Consider the following 22,470-nt stretch of genomic DNA (forward strand, 5'->3'; position numbering starts at 1 on the left):
TGCTTTTGTGGGAGCGAGCGGGCTTGCTCGCTCCCACATTGTTCAGCTGTGTGGCGCAGGTTTCGGGATGGCAAGGTTATCCAGCATCCGGTTCACCGCCAGTTCCGCCAGCATGACGATCTGTTGAATCGCCATCGCCGTATGCCGGTGCGGCCCTTGCAGATACCCCGCAAAATCACTCGCCATCACACTGGCCTGGGCCAACGATTCACAGGTGTGGGCCAACAGGTCTTCGTCTTTGATATCCGGCGCAACCATAAACATCGTGCTCGGCTTGCGGGCCGCGGGGGATTTGAGGGCGGAGGGGTTGAGGTAGTGATCGAGCGCGCGCTCGGCGGCTTCGTTGAGCTTTTTTGAATCGAGGGATTCGTAGGGGGAAACGTCGTCGGTTTCCGGGGGATTCGGTGTGGCTTTGAACATGGTGAAACTCCATTCGAGAACTGGAGTTCGCCAACACTGCGACCAAGCAGAAGGGTGGCGAACCGTACGCGGGTTGGTCGACCAGGGAATGGAACCCGGCAGGGCCTAAGCCCTCCCACGCACAGCTCGCCATGAAGCAAGCACAAAAGTGCGCCATTCTAAACCTGAGCGACCAAACCCGATCACTGAATTTGCAGTGACTCCCAAAGCCTATCCCTCGGACTTCTGATACGACAACCGCTAGAACTTGTCGGATTTGTCCTTCAGAACAGCCAAATTTGTAGGATGTTCGCAAATATTTTCAGGCCAGCCGAGATCGAATGTGGGAGCGGGCTTGCTCGCGAAGGCTGTTTAACATTCAACGTGGAAGTTGTCTGAGACACCGCTTTCGCGAGTAAGCCACAGGGGATTTTCTCTGTTGTCTGGTTCAGTTACAGATCCAACACCAACGGCTGCGAACCCTGCGCCGGCACCGCACAACAAATCAGCACCTCACCCGCATCGGGAGCCTCCGCCGGAGGCTGTGGATAATTCACCTCTCCGCTGATCAACCGGGTTTTGCAGGTCCCGCAGGAACCGCCGCGGCAACTGAATTCCGGGCGCAAGCCACGGCTCTCCGCCAACTCCAGCAAACTGCCGCCGTCTGGCTGCCAACGCGCTTCTTTGGCAGAGCGCTGGAACACGACGGGCACCGAAACGGTAGCGGCCGGCAATTGCTCGATGACCACCGCGTCCGGGTCCGGCTTGCGACGCAGCGTCGACGGGCCAAAGGTTTCGGCATGAATCCTTGAATCAGGGACATCCAGATCCCGCAGGCTGTCGTACAGCCCCTGGGTAAAACTTCCCGGACCGCACAGGACAAAATCCACTTGGTCGTAGTCCTCCACCTCAAGAGTGGTCTTGAGCAAGTCGGCGTCGATGCGCCCTGTCAGGTCGTAATCTTCACCCTCACGGGCATCGGCCTCCGGCTGACTAAGCAAACGCAGCACCCGCACCTCATCACCGAGGCCGTCGAGCAGGCGATCCAGCTCAGGGCGAAACGGTTGATCGGCCAAGGTCCGCGAGCTCTGGAAGAACCACACAGGACGGATGCGCCGCGTGCGCAGGCCTTGATAAACCACCTCCCGCAGCATCGACAGCAGCGGCGTGATCCCCACGCCGGCAGCCAATAGCACCAGCGGCCGACGCTCATTCGGTGCCACGGTGAAATGCCCTTGAGGCGAGCGGGCTTCAAGCACATCGCCGACACGAATCTGCTCATGCAGGTGCGAGGACACCAGGCCTTCACGCTTCACGCTGATGCGGAAAAAGTCATCGGATGGCGCGCTCGACAAGCTGTACGTGCGGATGTGCACATCGCCTGCGATGTTGAACCGCAAGGGCAAATGTTGCCCGGCTTGAAACACCGGCAACCCGGCGCCATCGGCAGGCTCCAGATAGATTGAACGGATGTTGTGGCTCTCCCGCTCGATGCGCGTCACTCGCAGCGGCCGCCAGCGATTCCCCAGCGCCTGGGCTTGCAGGCGTGCATTCGCCTGCGTCCAGGTGCCGGTCAGCAGACTGGTGGGCGACACGCCGTCAAAGCGCCAGCGCAAGGCCAGTGCCGCGGGCCGACGCACCGCGTGCTCCACCTCGAATGTCCACAGCCGCTCAGCCCCTTGAAAGGCTTCGATCTGCGGGCCTTCAAGGATGACTTGCGTGCGACCGCTGAGGTGCAGCAAATCGCCCGAATCGAAATCGATGAACAGCAAACCGGCCCAAGGGTTGATCAGCAGGTTGCCCAAGGTATTGAAGAACAGGTTGCCGGCGAAGTCCGGGATGGTCAGGCGATTGCCTTCTATCTGGACGAAACCGGCCTGGCCGCCCCGATGAGAAACGTCCACCGAGCGTTGGCCATCGACGTCCACATAGCTGGCGACAAAGAAGGTATCGGCGCTGGCAATCATGGCTTTGGCCGCGTCATCCAGACCATTGAGATGCTGCGCGATACGGGTCTCCGGATCCGCCAATGGCACCGAGCGAAACTGGCGCAATTGAATGTATTGCGGGCAATTGCCGAAGGATTGCTCCACCGTCACCTCGAAGCCGCTCGCCGTTACAGCGCCGACTCGACCATTGAGACGGTTGCGACGCCGGGTGTGCAGCTCGATACCGAGCAGACCGATCGCCGCCCCGTCTTGCAGTTGTGCAGGATCGTCGCGACCGGGCAGGCTGCCGATCTGCAACAGCCCGGGCTCGGGGGACTTCGCAAAGCCCGGCGCCCCTTCAAGAATGCTCGCCCAAGGGTTGCCGTCGGCATCCACCGCGCCGTACAGCATGAACGGCAGTTGCTGATAGAACGTGCGGTGCTGGTCCGGCATCTCGCCGCGAATCACCCTACGACCCAATGCCTCCATTCGCTCCCCGACACCCACGTGGGCTTGCAACTGTTTCTCGCCTGCATGCCAAGGTGAACGTTCCATAACGGCTTCTCCCCTGCGCTCATTGCGCAATAAGAACGGCCCGACTGAATAGGGCCGTGAACATCAGGCAGTTTTTTGCAAACCGGCGATGGTGCGTGGCATGCCGACAAACCCTGGCAAGGCTTCAACGCGCGCCAGCCAGGCTCGGATGTTGGCGTAGTCGTCCAGCGACACATTGCCTTCCGGAGCATGGGCGATGTAGCTGTAGGCGGCGATGTCGGCGATGGTCGGCTCGCTACCGGCCAGATAGGCCGTTGCACCCAGTTCCTGATCGATCACTTTGAGCCAGGTGTGAGAATAGGCGATCACCTCTTCAGCGTTGTAAGGCGCACCAAATACAGTGATCAGCCTTGCCCTGCCCGGGCCAAAGGCAATCGGCCCGGCGGCGACCGACAACCAGCGCTGAACCTTGGCGGCACCGACCGGATCGGTTGGCAGCCAGCGACCGTTGCCGTATTTCTGCGCAAGGTAGACCAGGATCGCGTTGGAATCGGCCAGCACCATGCCTTGATCCTCAATCACCGGAACCTGACCAAACGGGTTGAGCGCAAGAAAATCCGCTTGTTTGTGTGCGCCCTTGGCCAGATCGACGAAGATCAGCTCGGTCGGCAGTTGCAACAACGACAGCATCAGCTCTACACGGTGAGCATGGCCGGAACGGGGGAAGTTGTAGAGTTTGATGGCTTGCATGGTCGACTCCGCTGGGTGGTGGCGCCGCTCAGGAAAGATCAGCGCCGATGGAGCGCAATCTTCCATCCACAACCAAAGCAACAGAATAACCAGCAAACGCAATCCATTATTTCATCCAGTGCAATAAACCTTCAGCCGTGCAGGGCCGGGTGTTCGCGCAGCCCCTTCACCGCAAAGTCCACAAAACTGCGAACCCGCGTCGGGGCCTTGCGCCCACCCTGGTAGACCACATGAATGGGCAATGGCGGCAGTTCGAAGTCAGCCAGGACGATTTCCAGCTCACCGGTGGCGATCTTGCTCGCCACTTGATACGACAGGACTCGGGTCAATCCCAGGCCCATGGCGGCGGCAGTGATCGCCGCTTGATTGGCAGAGACCACAAGACGTGGCTCCGGACGAACACTGATCGGCTCTCCCGCCTCAAGGAACGGCCAGCTTCTGGGCTGCCCGATGGACGAGGTAGCGATGATCGGGGCGCGGCTCAAGTCTGCCGGATGCCGAGGCCGACCATGGTCAGTCAGGAATCCAGGGGAAGCGCAGATCACCCGCCGCACTTCGCCCACTCGAATTGCGTGCTGATTGCTGTCAGGCAATTCACCGATACGCACGGCCACATCGATGCCCTCCTCGACCATGCTCACCACCCGGTCGACCAGTACAGCGTTGATGCTGACTTCAGGAAATTGAGTCAGGTAACCGACCATGAGCGGCGTGACGAACAAATCGCCGAACAATACCGGCGCGGTGATCGTCAGTTGCCCACGGGGCTGGGCATGGCTCCCGGCGGCCGAATCCTCGGCTTCCTGCACCTCGGCGAGAATTCTCCGACAGTCCTCCAGATAACGCTGGCCCGCCTCGCTCAAATGCACGCTACGGGTGGTGCGCGTCAGCAACTGAGTGCCAATGCGCTGCTCAAGCGCCGCCACTGCCCGGGTAACGCTGGCCGCCGACATCCCCAAGCGCCGCGCCGCCGCCGAGAAACCCTGGTCCTGGGCGACAGCGGCGAAGACCTGCATTTCCTGGAATCGGTCCATCGGGTATGTCCTTCGCTCAGGTAAAAAAAATCGCAACCGTAGGCTGCGATTTTTATTGGTTCGATCACCTGTGGATAACTTATTCCACCGTCACCGACTTCGCCAGATTTCGTGGCTGGTCAACGTCAGTACCTTTCAACACCGCCACGTAGTACGAAAGAAGCTGCAACGGAATCGTGTAGAGGATCGGCGACAGGATGTCGTGGATATGCGGCATGTGCACAACATGAGTGCCTTCACCGTTGGTCATGCCGGCCTGCTCGTCGGCGAAGACGATCAGTTCACCGCCGCGGGCGCGGACTTCCTGGAGGTTGGACTTCAACTTCTCCAGCAACTCGTTGTTCGGTGCCACGGTGACCACTGGCATGTCGTTATCCACAAGCGCCAGCGGGCCATGTTTCAGCTCGCCCGCCGGGTAGGCTTCGGCGTGGATGTAGGAGATTTCCTTGAGCTTGAGCGCCCCTTCCATCGCCACCGGGAATTGCGCACCGCGACCGAGGAACAGGGTGTGGTTCTTCTCGGCGAACAGCTCGGCGATTTTTTCCACAGTGCTGTCCATGGCCAGGGCTTCGCCCAGACGGGTCGGCAGGCGACGCAGTTCTTCCACCAGTGTGGCTTCGACACCTGCGGCCAATGTGCCGCGAACCTGACCCAGGGCCAGGGTCAGCAAGAGCAGGCCCACCAATTGAGTGGTGAAGGCTTTGGTCGAGGCCACGCCGATTTCGCGACCGGCCTGGGTCAGCAGCGTCAGGTCCGATTCACGCACCAGGGAGCTGATGCCGACGTTGCAGATTGCCAGGCTGGAAAGGAAGCCCAGTTCCTTGGCATTGCGCAGCGCGGCCAACGTATCGGCGGTTTCGCCTGACTGGGAGATGCTCACGAACAGGGTATCGGGCTGCACCACTACTTTGCGATAGCGGAATTCGCTGGCGACTTCGACCTGGCACGGGATGCCGGCCAGTTCTTCGAGCCAGTAACGGGCAACCATGCCGGCGTGATAGCTGGTGCCGCAGGCGACGATCTGTACATTACGCACCTTGGCGAACAACTCGGCCGCTTGTGAACCAAACGCCTGGACCAGCACCTGATTCTGACTCAGGCGACCTTCAAGCGTGCGTTGCACCACGGCCGGTTGCTCGTGAATTTCCTTGAGCATGTAATGCCGGAACTCGCCTTTGTCAGCGGCTTCGGCACCGTCACGGTACTGAATGCTTTCACGCTCGACGAGCACGCCATTAATGTCCCAGATCTGCACGCTGTCGCGGCGAATTTCGGCGATATCGCCTTCTTCCAGGTACATGAAGCGGTCAGTGACCTGGCGCAGGGCCAACTGGTCGGAGGCAAGAAAGTTTTCACCCAGGCCCAGACCGATTACCAATGGGCTGCCGCTGCGGGCTGCTACCAAGCGATCCGGTTGCCGAGCGCTGATCACTGCCAGACCGTAGGCGCCGTGCAGTTCTTTGACGGTCGCTTTCAGGGCCGCGGTCAGGTCGGGCTGCTCATTGAGCTTTTCGTTGAGCAGATGGGCGATGACTTCAGTGTCTGTGTCCGAGGTGAACACGTGGCCCAAGGCCTTGAGCTGCTCGCGCAGGGCTTCGTGGTTCTCGATGATGCCGTTGTGCACCACCGCCAGATCGCCCGAAAAATGCGGGTGAGCGTTGCGTTCGCACGGTGCACCGTGAGTCGCCCAGCGGGTGTGGGCAATGCCCAGACGGCCGACCAGAGGCTCTTCGATCAGCGCCTGTTCCAGTTCGCTGACCTTGCCCGGCCGACGCAGGCGCAAGAGTTTTTCATCGTTGGTGTACACCGCCACACCGGCGCTGTCATAACCACGGTATTCCAAACGCTTGAGGCCTTCGAGCAGGATGGCGGTAATGTTCCGTTCTGCGACTGCACCAACAATTCCACACATGCTATTTCTCCTGACTGACAGCGGCGCAAATCACATTGATGCCGCGGGCCTGAATCTGATCGCGGGCCTCAAGCGGCAGGCGATCATCGGTAATAAGGGTATGGACACTGCTCCAAGGCAGCTCCAGATTGGGAATCTTGCGGCCGATCTTGTCGGCTTCGACCATCACGATCACTTCGCGGGCGACCTCGGCCATGACACGGCTCAGTCCCAGCAATTCATTGAAGGTGGTGGTCCCGCRCACCAGATCGATGCCATCGGCGCCAATAAATAACTGATCGAAGTCATATGAGCGTAGTACCTGCTCTGCCACCTGCCCCTGGAAGGATTCGGAATGCGGATCCCAGGTACCACCGGTCATCAACAGCACCGGTTCGTGCTCGAGTTCAGTCAACGCGTTGGCGACATGCAGGGAGTTGGTCATCACCACCAGGCCCGGTTGCTGGCCGAGTTCCGGGATCATCGCGGCGGTGGTACTGCCGCTGTCGATGATAATGCGCGCATGCTCGCGAATCCGCGTGACGGCGGCGCGGGCAATGGCCTGCTTGTATTTCGAAACCGGTTGGCCGATATCGGCGACCAGCTCCTGCGGCATGGTGACCGCGCCGCCATAACGACGCAGCAACAGACCGTTGCTTTCAAGCGCGGCCAGATCCTTGCGAATCGTAACTTCCGAGGTTTCGAAGCGTTTGGCCAACTCGTCCACACTGACTTCGCCCTGCTCATTGAGCAAGGCGAGGATATTGTGGCGGCGTTGGGGCGTGTTGCGCTTTGACATGACTTGGTAAGTTTCGATTCGAAAGATAACGTAAGCAATCAAAACCTATCGGCGAAACTTCGTCAAGCCAGCTTCAGAAAAAAAGATGTGTGGATAACTCAAAAAAAGATCGCAGCCTCCGGCAGCTCCTACAGAGTGAACACGAATTCCCTGTAGGAGCTGCCGAAGGCTGCGATCTTTTGATCTGTGGATAACTTAACTCTTCTTGATCTTCTCAGGCCGCTTCCAGCCGTCGATGTTCTTCTGTCGAGCCCGGCCAACGGCCAATTGAGCGTTATCCACATTCTGGGTAATGGTCGAACCGGCCGCCGTGGTCGCACCGGAGGAGATATCCACAGGCGCCACCAACGAGTTGTTGGAGCCGATGAACACATCTTCACCCAGCACGGTTTTCCACTTGTTGGCACCGTCGTAGTTGCAGGTGATGGTGCCGGCGCCAATGTTGGTGCGCGCACCGATCTCGGCATCGCCCAGATACGTCAAGTGACCGGCCTTGGCACCTTCGCCCATGTGAGCGTTCTTCAGTTCAACAAAGTTACCCACATGTGCGCGGGCCTCCAGCACTGTGCCAGGACGCAAACGAGCGAACGGGCCGGCATCGCTGCCTTCGCCGAGAATCGCGCCTTCGATATGACTGTTGGCCTTGATCACCACGCCTTTGCGCAGGGTGCTGTCCTTGATCACGCAGTTCGGGCCGATCACCACGTCGTCCTCGATGACCACTTTGCCCTCGAGAATCACGTTGATGTCGATCAGGATATCGCGACCAACGGTAACCTCACCGCGCACATCGAAACGTGTCGGGTCGCGCAGGGTTACGCCTTGAGCCATCAAACGACGAGCGGCGCGCAGTTGATAATGACGCTCAAGCTCGGCCAGTTGTTTGCGATCGTTGGCGCCCTGCACTTCCATGGCGTCATGGGGTTGTTCTGTGGCCACCACCAGACCATCACTGACCGCCATGGCAATCACGTCGGTCAGGTAGTACTCGCCCTGGGCATTGTTGTTGGAGAGGCGGCCCAGCCAATCGCCCAAACGCTGGGAAGGCACCGCCAAAATGCCGGTATTGCCTTCGGTGATCGCACGCTCAACCGCGTTGGCATCTTTCTGCTCAACGATGGCAGTCACTTTGCCGGCGGCATCACGGACAATACGGCCGTAGCCAGTCGGGTCATCCAACTCGACAGTCAGCAGACCCAATTGCTGCGGTGCAGCCTGCTTGAGCAGACGTTGCAGGGTTTCGACTTCGATCAACGGCACGTCACCGTAGAGAATCAGCACGGTATCGGACTCGATGAACGGCACAGCCTGGGCCACCGCATGACCGGTACCCAGCTGTTGGTCCTGCAGGACGAAATTCAGGTCATCGGCGGCCAGACGCTCGCGCACCGCTTCGGCACCATGGCCGATCACCACGTGGATGCGCTGTGGATCAAGTTGCCGGGCGCTGTGGATAACATGGCCGAGCATTGAATTACCGGCAATCGGATGCAGGACTTTCGGCAAGGCCGAACGCATGCGAGTGCCTTGGCCGGCAGCGAGGATAACGATTTCAAGGGACATGACTGGCTACCAATCCTGGGTGGTCAGCAACTGCGACCAGGTGATGAATATCGAAAAAGAAAAAAGGGTAGCCGAGGCTACCCTTTTTAATCAATCGCGCAACAAGTCGATGGCCGATTAGTGGCCGAACTTCTTGCGGATCTGCTGGACGGTGCGCAGCTGAGCTGCAGCCTCGGCCAGACGTGCGGCAGCAGAACCGTAATCGAATTCCGCGCCTCGCTCATGCAAGGCTTTCTCGGCAGCCTTAACGGCTTCCAAAGCTGCGGCTTCGTCCAGGTCGGCAGCGCGTTGCACGGTGTCGGCGAGAACCTTGACCATGTTCGGCTGAACCTCGAGGAAACCACCGGAGATGTAATACACCTCCTCTTCCCCGCCCTGCTTGATCAGGCGGATCGGGCCCGGCTTGAGATTGGTGATCAGCGGCGCGTGACCCAGGGCGATACCAAGATCACCCAGTGCACCGTGCGCAACCACCATCTCGACCAGGCCGGAAAAGATTTCCCCTTCCGCGCTGACGATATCGCAATGGACTGTCATAGCCATCTGATTGCCTCAACCTAAATTAGCGCCCGTTGCCGGGCGCCGGGATTACAGTTTCTTGGCTTTCTCGATCGCTTCTTCGATGCCGCCGACCATGTAGAACGCTTGTTCTGGCAGGTGGTCGTAGTCACCGTTGAGGATGCCTTTGAAGCCAGCAATGGTGTCTTTCAGGGAAACGTATTTACCCGAAGCACCGGTGAAGACTTCAGCCACGAAGAACGGCTGCGACAAGAAACGCTGGATCTTACGAGCACGGTTTACCAACTGCTTGTCGGCTTCCGACAGCTCGTCCATACCCAGGATCGCAATGATGTCCTTCAGTTCTTTGTAACGCTGCAGCACGTACTGAACACCGCGAGCGGTTTCGTAGTGGTCGTTGCCGATCACGTTCGGGTCCAGCTGACGCGAAGTCGAGTCCAGTGGGTCTACCGCAGGGTAGATACCCAGGGAAGCGATGTCACGGGACAGAACGACAGTGGCGTCCAAGTGGGCGAAGGTGGTCGCTGGCGACGGGTCGGTCAAGTCGTCCGCTGGTACGTATACCGCCTGGATCGAAGTAATCGAACCTTGCTTGGTCGAAGTGATGCGCTCTTGCAGCACGCCCATCTCTTCAGCCAGGGTCGGCTGGTAACCTACCGCCGAAGGCATACGGCCCAGCAGTGCGGATACTTCAGTACCGGCCAGGGTGTAACGATAGATGTTGTCGACGAACAGCAGAACGTCGTTACCTTCGTCACGGAACTTCTCGGCCATGGTCAGGCCGGTCAGTGCTACGCGCAGACGGTTTCCCGGCGGCTCGTTCATCTGACCGTAAACCAGTGCCACTTTGTCCAGAACGTTGGAGTCCTTCATCTCGTGGTAGAAGTCGTTACCCTCACGAGTACGCTCACCCACACCGGCGAACACGGAATAACCGCTGTGCTCGATGGCGATGTTACGGATCAGTTCCATCATGTTTACGGTCTTGCCTACACCGGCACCACCGAACAGACCGACTTTACCGCCCTTGGCGAACGGGCAAACCAGGTCGATAACCTTGATGCCTGTTTCCAGCAGCTCGTTGCCGCCCGCTTGTTCAGCGAAGGTTGGCGCAGGACGGTGAATGCCCCAACGCTCTTCTTCGCCGATCGGACCAGCTTCGTCGATCGGGTTGCCCAGTACGTCCATGATCCGGCCCAGGGTCGCTTTACCGACCGGTACGGAGATGGCTGCGCCAGTGTTGTTGACGTCCAGACCGCGCTTCAAGCCTTCGGTGGAGCCCATCGCAATGGTACGAACCACGCCGTCGCCCAGCTGCTGCTGAACTTCCAGAGTGGTTTCGGCGCCTTGAACTTTCAAGGCGTCGTAGATGCTCGGTACGCTGTCGCGTGGGAATTCCACGTCGATAACGGCGCCGATGATTTGAACGATACGTCCGCTACTCATAGCTGGATCCTCTGAATATTTGAACCGTTAAACCGCGGCAGCGCCGCCGACGATTTCCGAGATCTCTTGGGTGATCGCAGCCTGACGCGCCTTGTTGTAGACCAGCTGCAAATCGCTGATCAAATCACCGGCGTTGTCGGTAGCGTTCTTCATCGCGATCATCCGCGCAGCTTGTTCAGCCGCGTTGTTCTCGACCACCGCCTGGTAGACCTGCGACTCCACGTAACGGACCATCAAGCCGTCAAGCAGCTCTTTGGCGTCCGGTTCGTACAGATAATCCCAGTGGTGCTTGAGTTCTTGATCCGGGGTTGCCACCAGTGGAATCAACTGCTCCACGGTAGGCTGTTGTGTCATGGTGTTGATGAACTTGTTGGACACCACGGACAGGCGGTCAATACGGCCATCCAGGTAGGCATCCAGCATCACCTTGACGCTGCCGATCAGATCATTGATCGACGGCTCTTCACCCAAGTGGCTGATAGCTGCAACGACGTTACCGCCGAAGTTGCGGAAGAAAGCCGCACCCTTGCTACCAACGACACACAGATCGATCTCGACGCCGTTTTCGCGGTTTACCGCCATGTCCTTGACCAAAGCCTTGAACAGGTTGGTGTTCAAGCCACCACACAGACCACGGTCACTGCTCACTACGACATAACCAACGCGCTTTACTTCACGGTCGATCATGAACGGGTGGCGATATTCCGGGTTAGCGTTGGCCAGATGGCCAATAACCTGGCGGATGCGCTCCGCATAAGGACGGCTAGCAGCCATGCGCATTTGTGCCTTGCGCATTTTGCTGACCGCCACTTTTTCCATGGCGCTGGTAATCTTTTGCGTGCTTTTGATGCTCGCAATCTTACTGCGAATCTCTTTTGCGCCTGCCATGTAACACCTATCAGGTTAGCAAGCGGGAGCCGCTAGGCTCCCGCTGCGGCTTACCAGGTTTGGGTGGCCTTGAACTTCTCGATACCGGCTTTCAGGCCGCCATCGATTTCGTCATTGAAGTCACCCTTCACGTTGATCTTCGCCATCAAGTCGGCGTGATCGCGGTTGAAGTAAGCAATCAGCGCTTGCTCGAAGCTGCCGATCTTGGCGATTTCAACGTCGGTCAGGAACCCACGCTCAGCGGCATACAGCGACAGCGACATGTCGGCGATCGACATTGGCGCGTATTGCTTCTGCTTCATCAGCTCGGTAACGCGCTGACCATGCTCAAGTTGCTTACGGGTCGCTTCGTCCAGGTCAGAAGCGAACTGGGCGAATGCCGCCAGTTCACGGTACTGAGCCAGAGCGGTACGGATACCACCGGACAGCTTCTTGATGATCTTGGTCTGAGCGGCACCACCCACACGGGATACCGAAACACCGGCGTTCACAGCAGGACGGATGCCCGAGTTGAACATGGCCGATTCCAGGAAGATCTGACCGTCGGTGATGGAAATCACGTTGGTCGGAACGAACGCGGAAACGTCGCCAGCCTGGGTTTCGATGATCGGCAGTGCGGTCAGGGAACCGGTTTTGCCGGTCACTGCGCCGTTGGTGAACTTCTCTACGTATTCTTCCGAAACGCGGGATGCGCGCTCCAGCAGACGGGAGTGGAGATAGAACACGTCGCCTGGGTAAGCTTCACGGCCTGGTGGACGGCGCAGCAGCAGGGAAATCTGGCGGTAAGCCACTGCTTGCTTGGACAGATCGTCATAAACGATCAGCGCGTCTTCACCGCGATCGCGGAAGTATTCGCCCATGGTGCAACCGGAGTACGGTGCCAGGAATTGCAGTGCTGCAGATTCCGAAGCGCTCGCTGCAACGATGATGGTGTTAGCCAGTGCACCGTTTTCTTCCAGCTTGCGAACTACGTTGGCGATGGTCGATTGCTTCTGACCGATAGCTACGTAGACGCAGAAAATGCCGCTGTCTTTCTGGTTGATGATCGCGTCGATCGCCAGAGCGGTTTTACCGATCTGACGGTCACCGATGATCAGCTCACGCTGGCCACGGCCGACAGGGATCATCGCATCGACAGCCTTGTAGCCAGTCTGTACAGGCTGGTCTACCGACTTACGCCAGATCACGCCTGGAGCAACTTTCTCGACCGCGTCGGTCTCGGTGTTGTTCAGCGGACCTTTGCCGTCAACTGGGTTACCCAGTGCGTCGACTACGCGACCCAGCAGTTCCTTACCAACCGGAACTTCGAGGATGCGGCCGGTGCACTTGGCGCTCATGCCTTCAGCCAGAGTCTGGTATGCGCCCAATACAACGGCACCTACAGAGTCTTGCTCCAGGTTGAGAGCCATACCGAAGACGCCGCCCGGAAACTCGATCATCTCGCCGTACATAACGTCGGCCAGACCGTGAATCCGCACGATACCGTCAGATACGCTGACGACAGTGCCTTCGTTACGGGCTTGGGAGGTCACATCGAGCTTGTCGATGCGGCCCTTGATAATTTCACTTATTTCGGAAGGATTGAGTTGCTGCATTGCTCTGCTGCCCCTTCAAACTCAAGATTTCAATGCTTCGGCAAGTTTCGCGATTTTGCCGCGAATCGAGCCATCGATAACCAGGTCGCCGGCGCGGATGACAACACCACCAATAAGGGATGAGTCTTCCTCGACTTGCAGGCGCACTTCCCGGTTGAGTCGTGCACTGAGAACCTTGGCGAGTTTGTCTTGCTGTTCTTGGTTCAATGCAAAAGCACTGGTCACTTCAACGTCTACCGATTTCTCTTGTTCGGCCTTGTACAGGTCAAACAGAGCGGCGATCTCCGGCAGAAGCGGGAGACGGTCGTTTTCGGCAACGACGTGAATGAAGTTCTGTGCCTTGGCATCAAACTTGTCGCCGCACACGTCAATGAACGTGGCGGCCTTTTCTGCGCTCGTCAGTCGCGGGGCCTTGAGCACGCGCTGCATGGTGTCGTCTTGCGACACCGCTGCTGCCAGGCCGAGCATGGCTGACCAATTGGCCAGTTGCTGGTGGGCCTGAGCGTGCTCGAAGGCCGCCTTAGCGTAAGGTCGGGCCAACGTGGTCAGTTCTGCCATGATCGCCCTCGCTTAGATTTCAGCAGCCAGTTGGTTAACCAGCTCTGCGTGCGCGTTTTGATCGATTGCTTTGCCCAGGATCTTCGAAGCACCGCCAACGGCCAGGCTACCCACTTGGGCGCGCAGCGCGTCTTTGACGCTGTTCAGTTCCTGTTCGATCTCGGCCTGAGCCTGAGCCTTCACACGGTCAGCTTCGACGCGAGCCTGTTCACGGGCTTCGTCGACAATCTGGGTACCGCGTTTCTTGGCTTGCTCGATGATTTCAGCTGCCTGAGCTTTCGCTTCGCGCAGTTGCTGACCCGCTTTCTCTTGGGCCAACTCCAGGTCGCGAGCTGCTCGGCTGGCAGCGTCCAGACCATCAGCGATCTTCTTTTGACGTTCGTGCAGAGCCGTGATGACCGGAGGCCATACGAACTTCATGCAGAACAGTACAAAAATCAGGAACGCAACGGACTGGCCAATCAGGGTCGCATTAATGTTCACGCCAACACCTCGCAGTTACGTTGTCCATCACACCAAATTACCCGGAAGATCCGAGTAATTAKCCAGCGATTTGACCAACGAACGGGTTCGCAAAGGTGAAGAACAGAGCGATACCAACACCGATCATGGTTACGGCGTCGAGCAGACCGGCAACGATGAACATTTTAACTTGCAGCATTGGAACCATTTCTGGCTGACGCGCTGCGCCTTCCAGGAACTTGCCGCCCAGCAGGCCGAAACCAATTGCGGTACCCAGTGCGCCCAGGCCGATCAACAGTGCAACAGCGATAGCGGTTAGACCAACTACAGTTTCCATCTTTCCTCCCGACTTTTACGTCGTATGGTTTAGGTTTTTTAGATTTTAAAGCGGTAAAACAAATCGTTTCATAGCCCGTTTAGGGCACCCACCCGTTTGACCGGGTGGGACATCAGACCAGTCGAGACTGGTCTTAATGGTTTTCTTCGTGCGCCATCGACAGGTAGACGATGGTCAGCATCATGAAGATAAATGCCTGCAGGGTGATGATCAGGATGTGGAACACAGCCCACGCCCACTGCAGAACTACGCCCAGGCCGCTCAGCCAGAGCAGACCGCTGCCGAACATCACAGCGATCAGAATGAACACCAGCTCACCGGCATACATGTTGCCGAACAGACGCAGAGCCAGGGAGATCGGCTTGGCGATCAGGGTCACGAATTCCAGCAGGAAGTTCACCGGAATCAGCAGCGCCTGAACAAAGATGTTCTTGCTGCCGAACGGGTGCAGGGTCAGCTCGCCGATGAAGCCGCCGAGGCCCTTGATCTTGATGCTGTAGAAAATGATCAGCGCAAACACCGTGAAGGCCATGGCCAAGGTAGCGTTCGGGTCGGTGGTCGACACGGCGCGGAACGGGATGTGGTGGTCGCCGGAGATCAGGATGGCCAGCTGAGGAATCCAGTCAACCGGTACCAGGTCGATGGCGTTCATCAGGAAGACCCAGACGAAGATGGTCAGTGCCAGCGGTGCAACCACTGGACTACGGCCATGGAAGCTGTCTTTCACGCTGCCATCGACGAATTCGACCAATACTTCAACGAAGTTCTGCAAAGCACCAGGTACACCTGTAGTCGCCTTCTTTGCCGCCATGCGGAAAAGAAGAACGAAGATCAGACCCAACGCGACCGACCAGCCGAGGGTATCGACGTGGAAAGCCCAGAAGCCCATTTCCTTGGCTTCTGCTGCGGAGTGGGCAAAGCCCCAGCCGCCGTTGGGTAGCTGACCGAAGGTCAGGTTCTGCAAGTGGTGCTGGATATAGCCCGAAGCGGTTGTTTCTGCCATGGTTGCCTCAAACGCCCTAAGGTCTCGAAAGTCTTGTTCTCATAAGCAGGGGAGCGAACCAGCTGACCAGTTGGGTCAGCACGAAGACGCCGAATACTGCTAGCGGCGCCAATGGCTTCACACCTGCAAACGTCAGTGCAAACAGCACTGCCGTCAAAATCAGTTTGCCCGCCTCGCCGGCATAAAAAGACCGGACGATAGCTTGAGCTGCTCGGGCGCCGGAAAACCGAAATGCCCTGTGAGCGAAATAAATATTGGGAAGCAAGGCTATCAGGCCTCCGCAAAGTCCTGAGTACCCGGCAACGACTCCATACCATCGCCAGAGCGCCAAAGCGGCAATCAGCAAAACGACGAATTGAGCCATTAACACCGGAAAAACAGCCAATCGATGGAAAGGCAAGCGGTCTGGCGTGCGGTTTTCCATCACTTTTGCTCCCCAATGGTCGGCTGCYGAAATTCAATAACTTGGCATAATTTGTGCCGACAAAATGCGCGCAGAGTATAGGGGCGGTTCTGCCCCTATTCAACTGTCAGGTAGTGATTTCCGACTTCACGCTACAAGAGGAATTGTTTCAGCGGATGTGTGCGAGCACACCTTGAAGTTCATCAAGAGAGTTGTAGCCGATCACCAACTGCCCCTTACCCTTCTTTCCGTGGCGGATCTGCACCGCAGAGCCTAGGCGCTCGGCCAGGCGCTGCTCGAGCCGGGCGATATCCGGGTCCGGTTTTGCCGGTTCCACAGGCTCCGGTTTGCCACTCAACCACTGGCGAACCAGTGCTTCAGTCTGGCGCACAGTCAGCCCCCGTGCGACAACATGTCGCGCCCCTTCAACCTGTTGGTTTTCCGGTAAACCCAGCAAGGCACGGGCATGACCCATTTCCAGGTCGCCGTGAGACAGCATGGTCTTGATGACTTCCGGCAACGAAATCAGGCGCAACAGGTTGGCCACGGTAACGCGGGACTTACCCACAGCCTCGGCCACTTGTTGCTGAGTCAGCTGGAATTCCTGCTGCAAACGCTGCAAGGCCACCGCTTCTTCGATCGGATTGAGGTCTTCGCGCTGGATATTCTCGATCAACGCCATGGCGATGGCGGTTTCATCCGGCACATCGCGGACCATCGCCGGGATGGTTTCCTGGCCAGCCTGCTGGCTGGCGCGCCAGCGGCGTTCGCCGGCGATGATTTCGAAGCGACCGCTGCCAATCGGGCGAACCACGATCGGCTGCATCACGCCCTGAGCCTTGATCGACTGCGCCAGCTCTTCCAGCGCCTGAGGATCCATGTCGCGACGCGGCTGGTACTTGCCACGCTGGATCAGGTCCAGGGGCAGGTGCTGCAGCTCACGCTGGTCGGCTTGCACCGCTTGTTCTTCCAGCGAGCTGACAGTCGGACCACTCAGCAGTGCATCCAGTCCACGTCCGAGACCTCGTTTCTTGACGGCCATGGGGATTCCTTAAGTTGCCTGGGCAGCGGCGGTGCGTGAATTTTTGCGTTGACGGCGAACCATCTCACCGGCCAATGCCAGATAGGCAATCGCGCCGCGCGATGATTTATCGTACGCCAGTGCCGGCATGCCATAGCTTGGCGCTTCGGCCAGACGGATGTTGCGCGGAATCACGGTGTCGTAGAGCTGATCGCCAAAGTGTTCCTTGAGCTGCGCCGAGACGTCGTTCATCAGGCTCAGGCGCGGGTCATACATGGTCCGCAACAGGCCTTCGACTTTCAGGTTCGGGTTCAGCAGTTCGGCAATGCGCTTGATGTTATCCACAAGGTCGCTCAACCCTTCGAGCGCGAAGTACTCGCACTGCATGGGGATAATGACCCCGTCGGCGGCAACCAGCGCATTGAGCGTGAGCATCGACAGCGATGGCGGGCAGTCGATCAAAATGTAATCGTAGTTTTCACGGATCGGCGCCAACGCGCTGCGCAGGCGGCTTTCCTTCATCTGCATTTCCAGCAGAACGACTTCGGCCGCGGTCAGATCGCGGTTTGCCGGCAACAACTGGTAACCACCGTGTTCGGAATAGTGCATGGCCTGGGCCAGATCACATTCACCGATCAACAGATCGTAGACCGAGTTTTCCAGGCCGTGTTTATCCACACCGCTACCCATGGTGGCGTTGCCCTGTGGATCAAGATCGATCAACAGCACCCGACGCTTGGTAGCGACCAGGGAAGCTGCGAGGTTGATGCAGGTGGTGGTCTTGCCCACACCACCCTTTTGGTTCGCTATCGCGAATACCTTAGCCATTCTTGCTTGTGTTCCCAATCATGCCGTGCGGCGCAGTATCAGCAGATGGCGTTGGCCTTGGCAACCGGGTACGGCCAGGGCGTGTTCGCTATCGAGGTGGAAGTCTGCCGGCAATGCTACCAGCTCATCGGCGGGATGAACGCCCTTCATTGCCAGCCAGCGTGTGTCGGCGTCGCCCAAATGGCRAGTCCAGTTGCTGAAGTTCTCCATGCTGCTGAACGCCCGGGAAATGATCCCGTTGAATGGCAGTTCAGGCTGGAAGGCTTCGACGCGACTGTGGATAACTTGCAGGTTATCCAGTTTGAGTTCGAGTTTGACCTGGGTCAGGAAGCGGGTTTTCTTGCCGTTGCTGTCCAGACAGGTCACCTGGGACTCAGGAAACAGGATCGCCAACGGAATACCCGGCATGCCTCCGCCGCTGCCAACGTCCAGCCAGCGACCATTTTCGACGAACGACATCACGCTCAAGCTATCGAGCAGGTGACGGGAGACCATTTCGTCCGGATCGCGCACGGCGGTCAGGTTGTAAGCCTTGTTCCATTTGATCAACAAGGCCAGATAACCCAGCAGCTGAGCGTGCTGGGTTTCCGTCAGTGTGACACCGAGCTGGCGAGCACCTGTGGATAACTCTTCTGCATGTTGCGAGGTAACCAACGAACTCAAGCGCTTTGCTCCAACTGACGGCCCGCGCCRCGTTTTTTCAAATGAATCATCAACAGCGAAATCGCCGCTGGGGTCACGCCCGGAATACGCGACGCCTGGCCCAAAGTCTCTGGACGGGTCGCACCGAGCTTGCTCTGGATCTCCTTGGAGAGACCGGAGATGTTCGTGTAATCGATATCCACAGGCAGTTTGGTGTCTTCGCTGGCCCGCAGGCGTGCGATTTCATCCTGTTGACGGTCGATGTAACCGGCGTATTTGGTCTTGATTTCGACCTGTTCGGCGACCTGTGGATCTTCTGCGCCCCCGCCAGTCACGGCGATCAGACCAGCGTAGTCGATTTCCGGACGGCTCAGCAGGTTGAGCAAATTGTATTCGTGGGTCAGCGGCGTGCCGAACTTCTCGGCAATCGCATCGCCCTGCTCGGTGCACGGGCGAACCCAGGTACTTTTCAGGCGTTGTTCTTCCAGATCGATGCTTTCGCGTTTTTTGCAGAAAGCCGCCCAACGCGCGTCATCCACCAGACCCAGTTCGCGACCTTTTTCGGTCAGGCGCAGGTCGGCGTTGTCTTCGCGCAGAATCAAGCGGTATTCGGCGCGGGATGTGAACATCCGATACGGTTCCTGGGTACCGAGGGTAATCAGGTCGTCAACCAAAACGCCGATGTACGCTTCATCACGACGCGGGCACCAGGCATCTTTGCCCTGGGCTCGCAGTGCGGCGTTGGCTCCAGCCAGCAAACCCTGGGCGCCGGCTTCTTCGTAACCGGTGGTGCCGTTGATTTGCCCGGCGAAGAACAGACCGGCGATCACTTTGGTTTCCAGGCTGTACTTCAGGTCACGCGGGTCGAAATAGTCGTACTCGATGGCGTAGCCCGGACGCACGATGTGCGCGTTTTCCATGCCGCGGATCGATTGCACGATCTGCAATTGCACGTCGAACGGCAAGGATGTGGATATCCCGTTCGGGTACAGCTCGTGAGTGGTCAACCCTTCCGGTTCGATGAAGACCTGGTGGCTTTCCTTGTCGGCAAAGCGGTGGATCTTGTCTTCGATCGATGGGCAATAACGTGGGCCGATGCCTTCGATCAACCCGGCATCGGAATACATCGGCGAACGGTCGAGGTTGGCGGCAATGATTTCGTGGGTCCGGGCGTTGGTGTGGGTGATCCAGCAACTGACCTGTTTCGGGTGCTGTTCTTTGGAGCCCATGAACGACATGACCGGGATCGGCGTATCACCGGCTTGCTCGGTCATGACCGAGAAATCCACAGACCGACCGTCGATACGCGGCGGAGTACCGGTTTTCAGGCGACCGACACGCAATGGCAGTTCACGCAGACGACGTGCCAAAGCAATCGAAGGCGGATCACCGGCGCGACCGCCGGAATAATTCTGCATCCCGATGTGGATAAGTCCACCGAGGAAGGTGCCCGTCGTCAGCACCACGGAGTCGGCGAAGAAACGCAGGCCCATTTGCGTGACAACGCCGCGCACTTGTTCCTGTTCGACGATCAAGTCGTCCGCGGCCTGTTGAAATATCCACAGGTTCGGCTGGTTTTCCAAAGCTTCGCGGACAGCGGCCTTGTACAGAACCCGATCTGCCTGGGCGCKAGTTGCACGCACGGCCGGGCCTTTGCGGCTGTTCAATACGCGAAATTGAATACCACCTTTATCGGTAGCCATGGCCATCGCGCCGCCCAGGGCATCGATTTCCTTGACCAGATGGCTTTTACCGATCCCACCAATGGCGGGATTGCAGCTCATGGCACCGAGGGTTTCCACGTTATGCGTCAGCAACAGGGTTTTTGCCCCCATACGTGCTGATGCAAGTGCTGCCTCGGTACCGGCATGACCGCCGCCGATGACGATCACTTCAAAACGGGAAGGGAAATCCACCACGCACCTCGTGCCTGCTTTAGTCAGGTAATCCGGAATAGTTTGAGCTCAGGTTCTTGGACCTGGTCGGCAAGTATAGGGACTTCGCCCTTCCTAAAGAACCCTTTGCACAAAATTTAACCAGCTGTGGAGAAGTCGGGGTTATAGAAATTAAAAAGAGAGAAATTTATTAAATCTTTGTTTTTATGTTTATTTCTACTGACCCACCTTTCTGTGGATAGATTCATACAGGCCTTTATTTTCAATGTGTACAGAGATTCAAAACCCTGTGGTCATGTGCCGAGGAGGCCCTTGGATAACCGGTGTAAGCCTGTGGATGAAAGGGGCTGTTATCCACAGAGGCGGTTATCTTCAGTTTTTGAGGCCTTGTTATCAACTGCCCTTAGCGACAGTTATTCACAGGGCTTAATCCACAGAAAAGGGCTGACCGAGCAAATCCCGGGCACGGAAAATCTGCCCGAACAGAAAAATCTGCTCGGGAGCGGAGGGCTATTTCAGAAGAAGAGGGGCAGACAGGCCAGAACGGCCTGTCTGTGGGTAACGCAGAAGGACTATTTACCGATGCAGAAGCTGGAAAAGATCCTGCCCAGCAGATCATCGGAGCTGAATGCCCCGGTGATCTCGCCCAAAGACTGCTGGGCTTGCCGCAAATCTTCGGCCAGCAGTTCACCGGCACCCGCTAACGTCAGCTGTGCGCGGCCGTGTTCGAGGGACGCACTCGCATGGCGCAGTGCCTCCAGGTGACGCCTGCGAGCACTGAAGCTGCTTTCAGAGGTCTGCTCGTAACCCATGCAGGCCTTGAGATGCTCGCGCAACAACTCCAGGCCTTCGCCGGCGGACCTGGCACTGAGGCTGATCGTGACGTGGCCATCGTTACTGACTTCCAGGGCAATTGCTTCGCCCGTCAGGTCTGCCTTGTTACGAATCAGCGTCACTTTTGCCGGATCCGGGCGGGTTTCGAGGAATTCAGGCCACAAGGCAAATGGATCAATGGCCTCGGGAGCCGTGGCATCGACCACCAGCAATACCCGATCCGCCTCGCCGATGGCTTTCAATGCCCGTTCGACGCCGATTTTCTCGACCTGATCGTCGGTATCCCGCAGCCCGGCAGTGTCGACCACATGCAACGGCATGCCATCGATGTGGATATGTTCGCGAAGAATGTCCCGGGTCGTGCCGGCAATCTCGGTCACGATCGCGGCTTCACGTCCGGCCAGGGCATTCAGAAGGCTGGACTTGCCGGCATTCGGCCGACCGGCGATGACTACCGTCATGCCGTCACGCAGCAAGGCCCCCTGCCCGGCTTCCCGAAGCACTGTGGATAATTCGTCGCGCACTTTGTCCAGCATGCTCAGCACGTGGCCATCGGCGAGGAAGTCGATTTCTTCTTCGGGGAAGTCGATAGCCGCTTCGACGTAAATGCGCAGGCCTATCAATTGCTCGGTTAGGTTATGCACACGCTGGGAAAACGCCCCTTGCAACGAACGCAGGGCATTTCGTGCTGCCTGTGCAGAACTCGCCTCGATCAGGTCGGCAATGGCTTCGGCCTGAGCCAGATCAAGCTTGTCATTGAGGAAGGCGCGCTCGCTGAATTCACCCGGTCGGGCCAGACGGCAGCCCAGTTCAAGGCAGCGTTTGAGCAACATATCCAGGACGATTGGTCCGCCGTGGCCCTGCAGCTCCAGCACATCTTCGCCGGTGAACGAATTCGGTCCCGGGAAATACAGTGCGATGCCTTCGTCCAGCACCTCTTCGTTTTCACTGAGGAACGGGCCGTAATGGGCGAACCGCGGTTTCAGCTCGCGGCCGCTGATGGCTTTGGCCGCCACACTCGCCAGCGGCCCGGAAATACGGACGATGCCCACACCGCCGCGACCTTGAGCGGTGGCAACGGCAGCGATGGTTTCACGAGGAACGCTCATAAACCGGTATCCAGACAAAAGTGACAGATAGCAAAACGCCCCACTAGGGGGCGTTTTGAGTGGTTATCCAC

General features: G+C 58.1%; 21 protein-coding genes. All 21 read right to left on the minus strand.

Annotated features, from left to right (window positions below; genetic code table 11):
- Positions 1-42: 42 nt before the first annotated feature.
- Positions 43-420, minus strand: a complete 378-nt coding sequence (locus AC1DLB_RS00340; protein WP_018927334.1) for a DUF6124 family protein — start codon at positions 418-420, stop codon at positions 43-45.
- Positions 421-851: 431 nt separating this feature from the next.
- On the minus strand, positions 852-2,882 hold the full coding sequence (locus AC1DLB_RS00345) for a 2Fe-2S iron-sulfur cluster-binding protein (protein ID WP_477743527.1): 2,031 nt from the start codon (positions 2,880-2,882) through the stop codon (positions 852-854).
- A 63-nt stretch (positions 2,883-2,945) separates the two neighbouring features.
- Complete coding sequence (locus tag AC1DLB_RS00350; protein WP_018927332.1) at positions 2,946-3,572, minus strand: glutathione S-transferase family protein; 627 nt, start codon at positions 3,570-3,572, stop codon at positions 2,946-2,948.
- Between the two features lie 131 nt (positions 3,573-3,703).
- On the minus strand, positions 3,704-4,606 hold the full coding sequence (locus AC1DLB_RS00355; RefSeq protein WP_018927331.1) for a LysR family transcriptional regulator: 903 nt from the start codon (positions 4,604-4,606) through the stop codon (positions 3,704-3,706).
- Positions 4,607-4,685: 79 nt separating this feature from the next.
- A complete protein-coding gene (glmS, locus tag AC1DLB_RS00360; RefSeq protein WP_477743526.1) occupies positions 4,686-6,518 on the minus strand; it encodes a glutamine--fructose-6-phosphate transaminase (isomerizing) in 1,833 nt (610 codons plus the stop codon).
- 1 nt (position 6,519) lies between these two features.
- Complete coding sequence (locus tag AC1DLB_RS00365) at positions 6,520-7,296, minus strand: DeoR/GlpR family DNA-binding transcription regulator (RefSeq protein WP_477784465.1); 777 nt, start codon at positions 7,294-7,296, stop codon at positions 6,520-6,522.
- A 195-nt stretch (positions 7,297-7,491) separates the two neighbouring features.
- Positions 7,492-8,859, minus strand: coding sequence for a bifunctional UDP-N-acetylglucosamine diphosphorylase/glucosamine-1-phosphate N-acetyltransferase GlmU (gene glmU / locus AC1DLB_RS00370; RefSeq protein ID WP_019580347.1), 1,368 nt, complete (start codon positions 8,857-8,859; stop codon positions 7,492-7,494).
- A gap of 117 nt (positions 8,860-8,976) precedes the next feature.
- Positions 8,977-9,402: a F0F1 ATP synthase subunit epsilon gene (locus AC1DLB_RS00375; protein ID WP_007934346.1), complete on the minus strand. Its 426-nt coding sequence runs from the start codon at positions 9,400-9,402 to the stop codon at positions 8,977-8,979.
- A gap of 45 nt (positions 9,403-9,447) precedes the next feature.
- Positions 9,448-10,824, minus strand: coding sequence for a F0F1 ATP synthase subunit beta (atpD, locus tag AC1DLB_RS00380; RefSeq protein ID WP_007969907.1), 1,377 nt, complete (start codon positions 10,822-10,824; stop codon positions 9,448-9,450).
- A 27-nt stretch (positions 10,825-10,851) separates the two neighbouring features.
- On the minus strand, positions 10,852-11,712 hold the full coding sequence (atpG, locus tag AC1DLB_RS00385) for a F0F1 ATP synthase subunit gamma (protein ID WP_007934344.1): 861 nt from the start codon (positions 11,710-11,712) through the stop codon (positions 10,852-10,854).
- A 50-nt stretch (positions 11,713-11,762) separates the two neighbouring features.
- The gene (gene atpA, locus AC1DLB_RS00390; RefSeq protein ID WP_007969905.1) at positions 11,763-13,307 is read right to left on the minus strand and encodes a F0F1 ATP synthase subunit alpha; all 1,545 of its coding nucleotides are present in this window, start codon (positions 13,305-13,307) and stop codon (positions 11,763-11,765) included.
- A gap of 21 nt (positions 13,308-13,328) precedes the next feature.
- A complete protein-coding gene (locus AC1DLB_RS00395; protein WP_064621179.1) occupies positions 13,329-13,865 on the minus strand; it encodes a F0F1 ATP synthase subunit delta in 537 nt (178 codons plus the stop codon).
- Between the two features lie 12 nt (positions 13,866-13,877).
- On the minus strand, positions 13,878-14,348 hold the full coding sequence (locus tag AC1DLB_RS00400) for a F0F1 ATP synthase subunit B (protein ID WP_007969903.1): 471 nt from the start codon (positions 14,346-14,348) through the stop codon (positions 13,878-13,880).
- Positions 14,349-14,406: 58 nt separating this feature from the next.
- Complete coding sequence (gene atpE / locus AC1DLB_RS00405; RefSeq protein ID WP_003097235.1) at positions 14,407-14,664, minus strand: F0F1 ATP synthase subunit C; 258 nt, start codon at positions 14,662-14,664, stop codon at positions 14,407-14,409.
- A gap of 133 nt (positions 14,665-14,797) precedes the next feature.
- Complete coding sequence (atpB, locus tag AC1DLB_RS00410) at positions 14,798-15,667, minus strand: F0F1 ATP synthase subunit A (RefSeq protein ID WP_007934337.1); 870 nt, start codon at positions 15,665-15,667, stop codon at positions 14,798-14,800.
- A 16-nt stretch (positions 15,668-15,683) separates the two neighbouring features.
- Entirely contained in the window at positions 15,684-16,091 is a 408-nt protein-coding gene (locus AC1DLB_RS00415; protein WP_064621181.1) for a F0F1 ATP synthase subunit I, read from the minus strand.
- 148 nt (positions 16,092-16,239) lie between these two features.
- Positions 16,240-17,112 (minus strand): ParB/RepB/Spo0J family partition protein, encoded by an 873-nt coding sequence (locus tag AC1DLB_RS00420; RefSeq protein ID WP_007934333.1) that lies wholly within the window; start codon positions 17,110-17,112, stop codon positions 16,240-16,242.
- A gap of 9 nt (positions 17,113-17,121) precedes the next feature.
- Positions 17,122-17,919 carry a ParA family protein gene (locus AC1DLB_RS00425; protein WP_007934331.1) on the minus strand — a complete coding sequence of 266 codons (798 nt, stop codon included), beginning with the start codon at positions 17,917-17,919 and terminating at the stop codon, positions 17,122-17,124.
- An 18-nt stretch (positions 17,920-17,937) separates the two neighbouring features.
- The gene (gene rsmG / locus AC1DLB_RS00430) at positions 17,938-18,582 is read right to left on the minus strand and encodes a 16S rRNA (guanine(527)-N(7))-methyltransferase RsmG (RefSeq protein ID WP_477784466.1); all 645 of its coding nucleotides are present in this window, start codon (positions 18,580-18,582) and stop codon (positions 17,938-17,940) included.
- Positions 18,579-20,477: a tRNA uridine-5-carboxymethylaminomethyl(34) synthesis enzyme MnmG gene (mnmG, locus tag AC1DLB_RS00435; protein ID WP_477784467.1), complete on the minus strand. Its 1,899-nt coding sequence runs from the start codon at positions 20,475-20,477 to the stop codon at positions 18,579-18,581. The genes rsmG and mnmG overlap by 4 nt, the downstream gene beginning before the upstream one ends.
- A gap of 551 nt (positions 20,478-21,028) precedes the next feature.
- On the minus strand, positions 21,029-22,399 hold the full coding sequence (gene mnmE, locus AC1DLB_RS00440) for a tRNA uridine-5-carboxymethylaminomethyl(34) synthesis GTPase MnmE (RefSeq protein ID WP_064621183.1): 1,371 nt from the start codon (positions 22,397-22,399) through the stop codon (positions 21,029-21,031).
- Positions 22,400-22,470: the final 71 nt, after the last annotated feature.

It is taken from the genome of Pseudomonas sp. 05N434 (genome assembly GCF_056396965.1).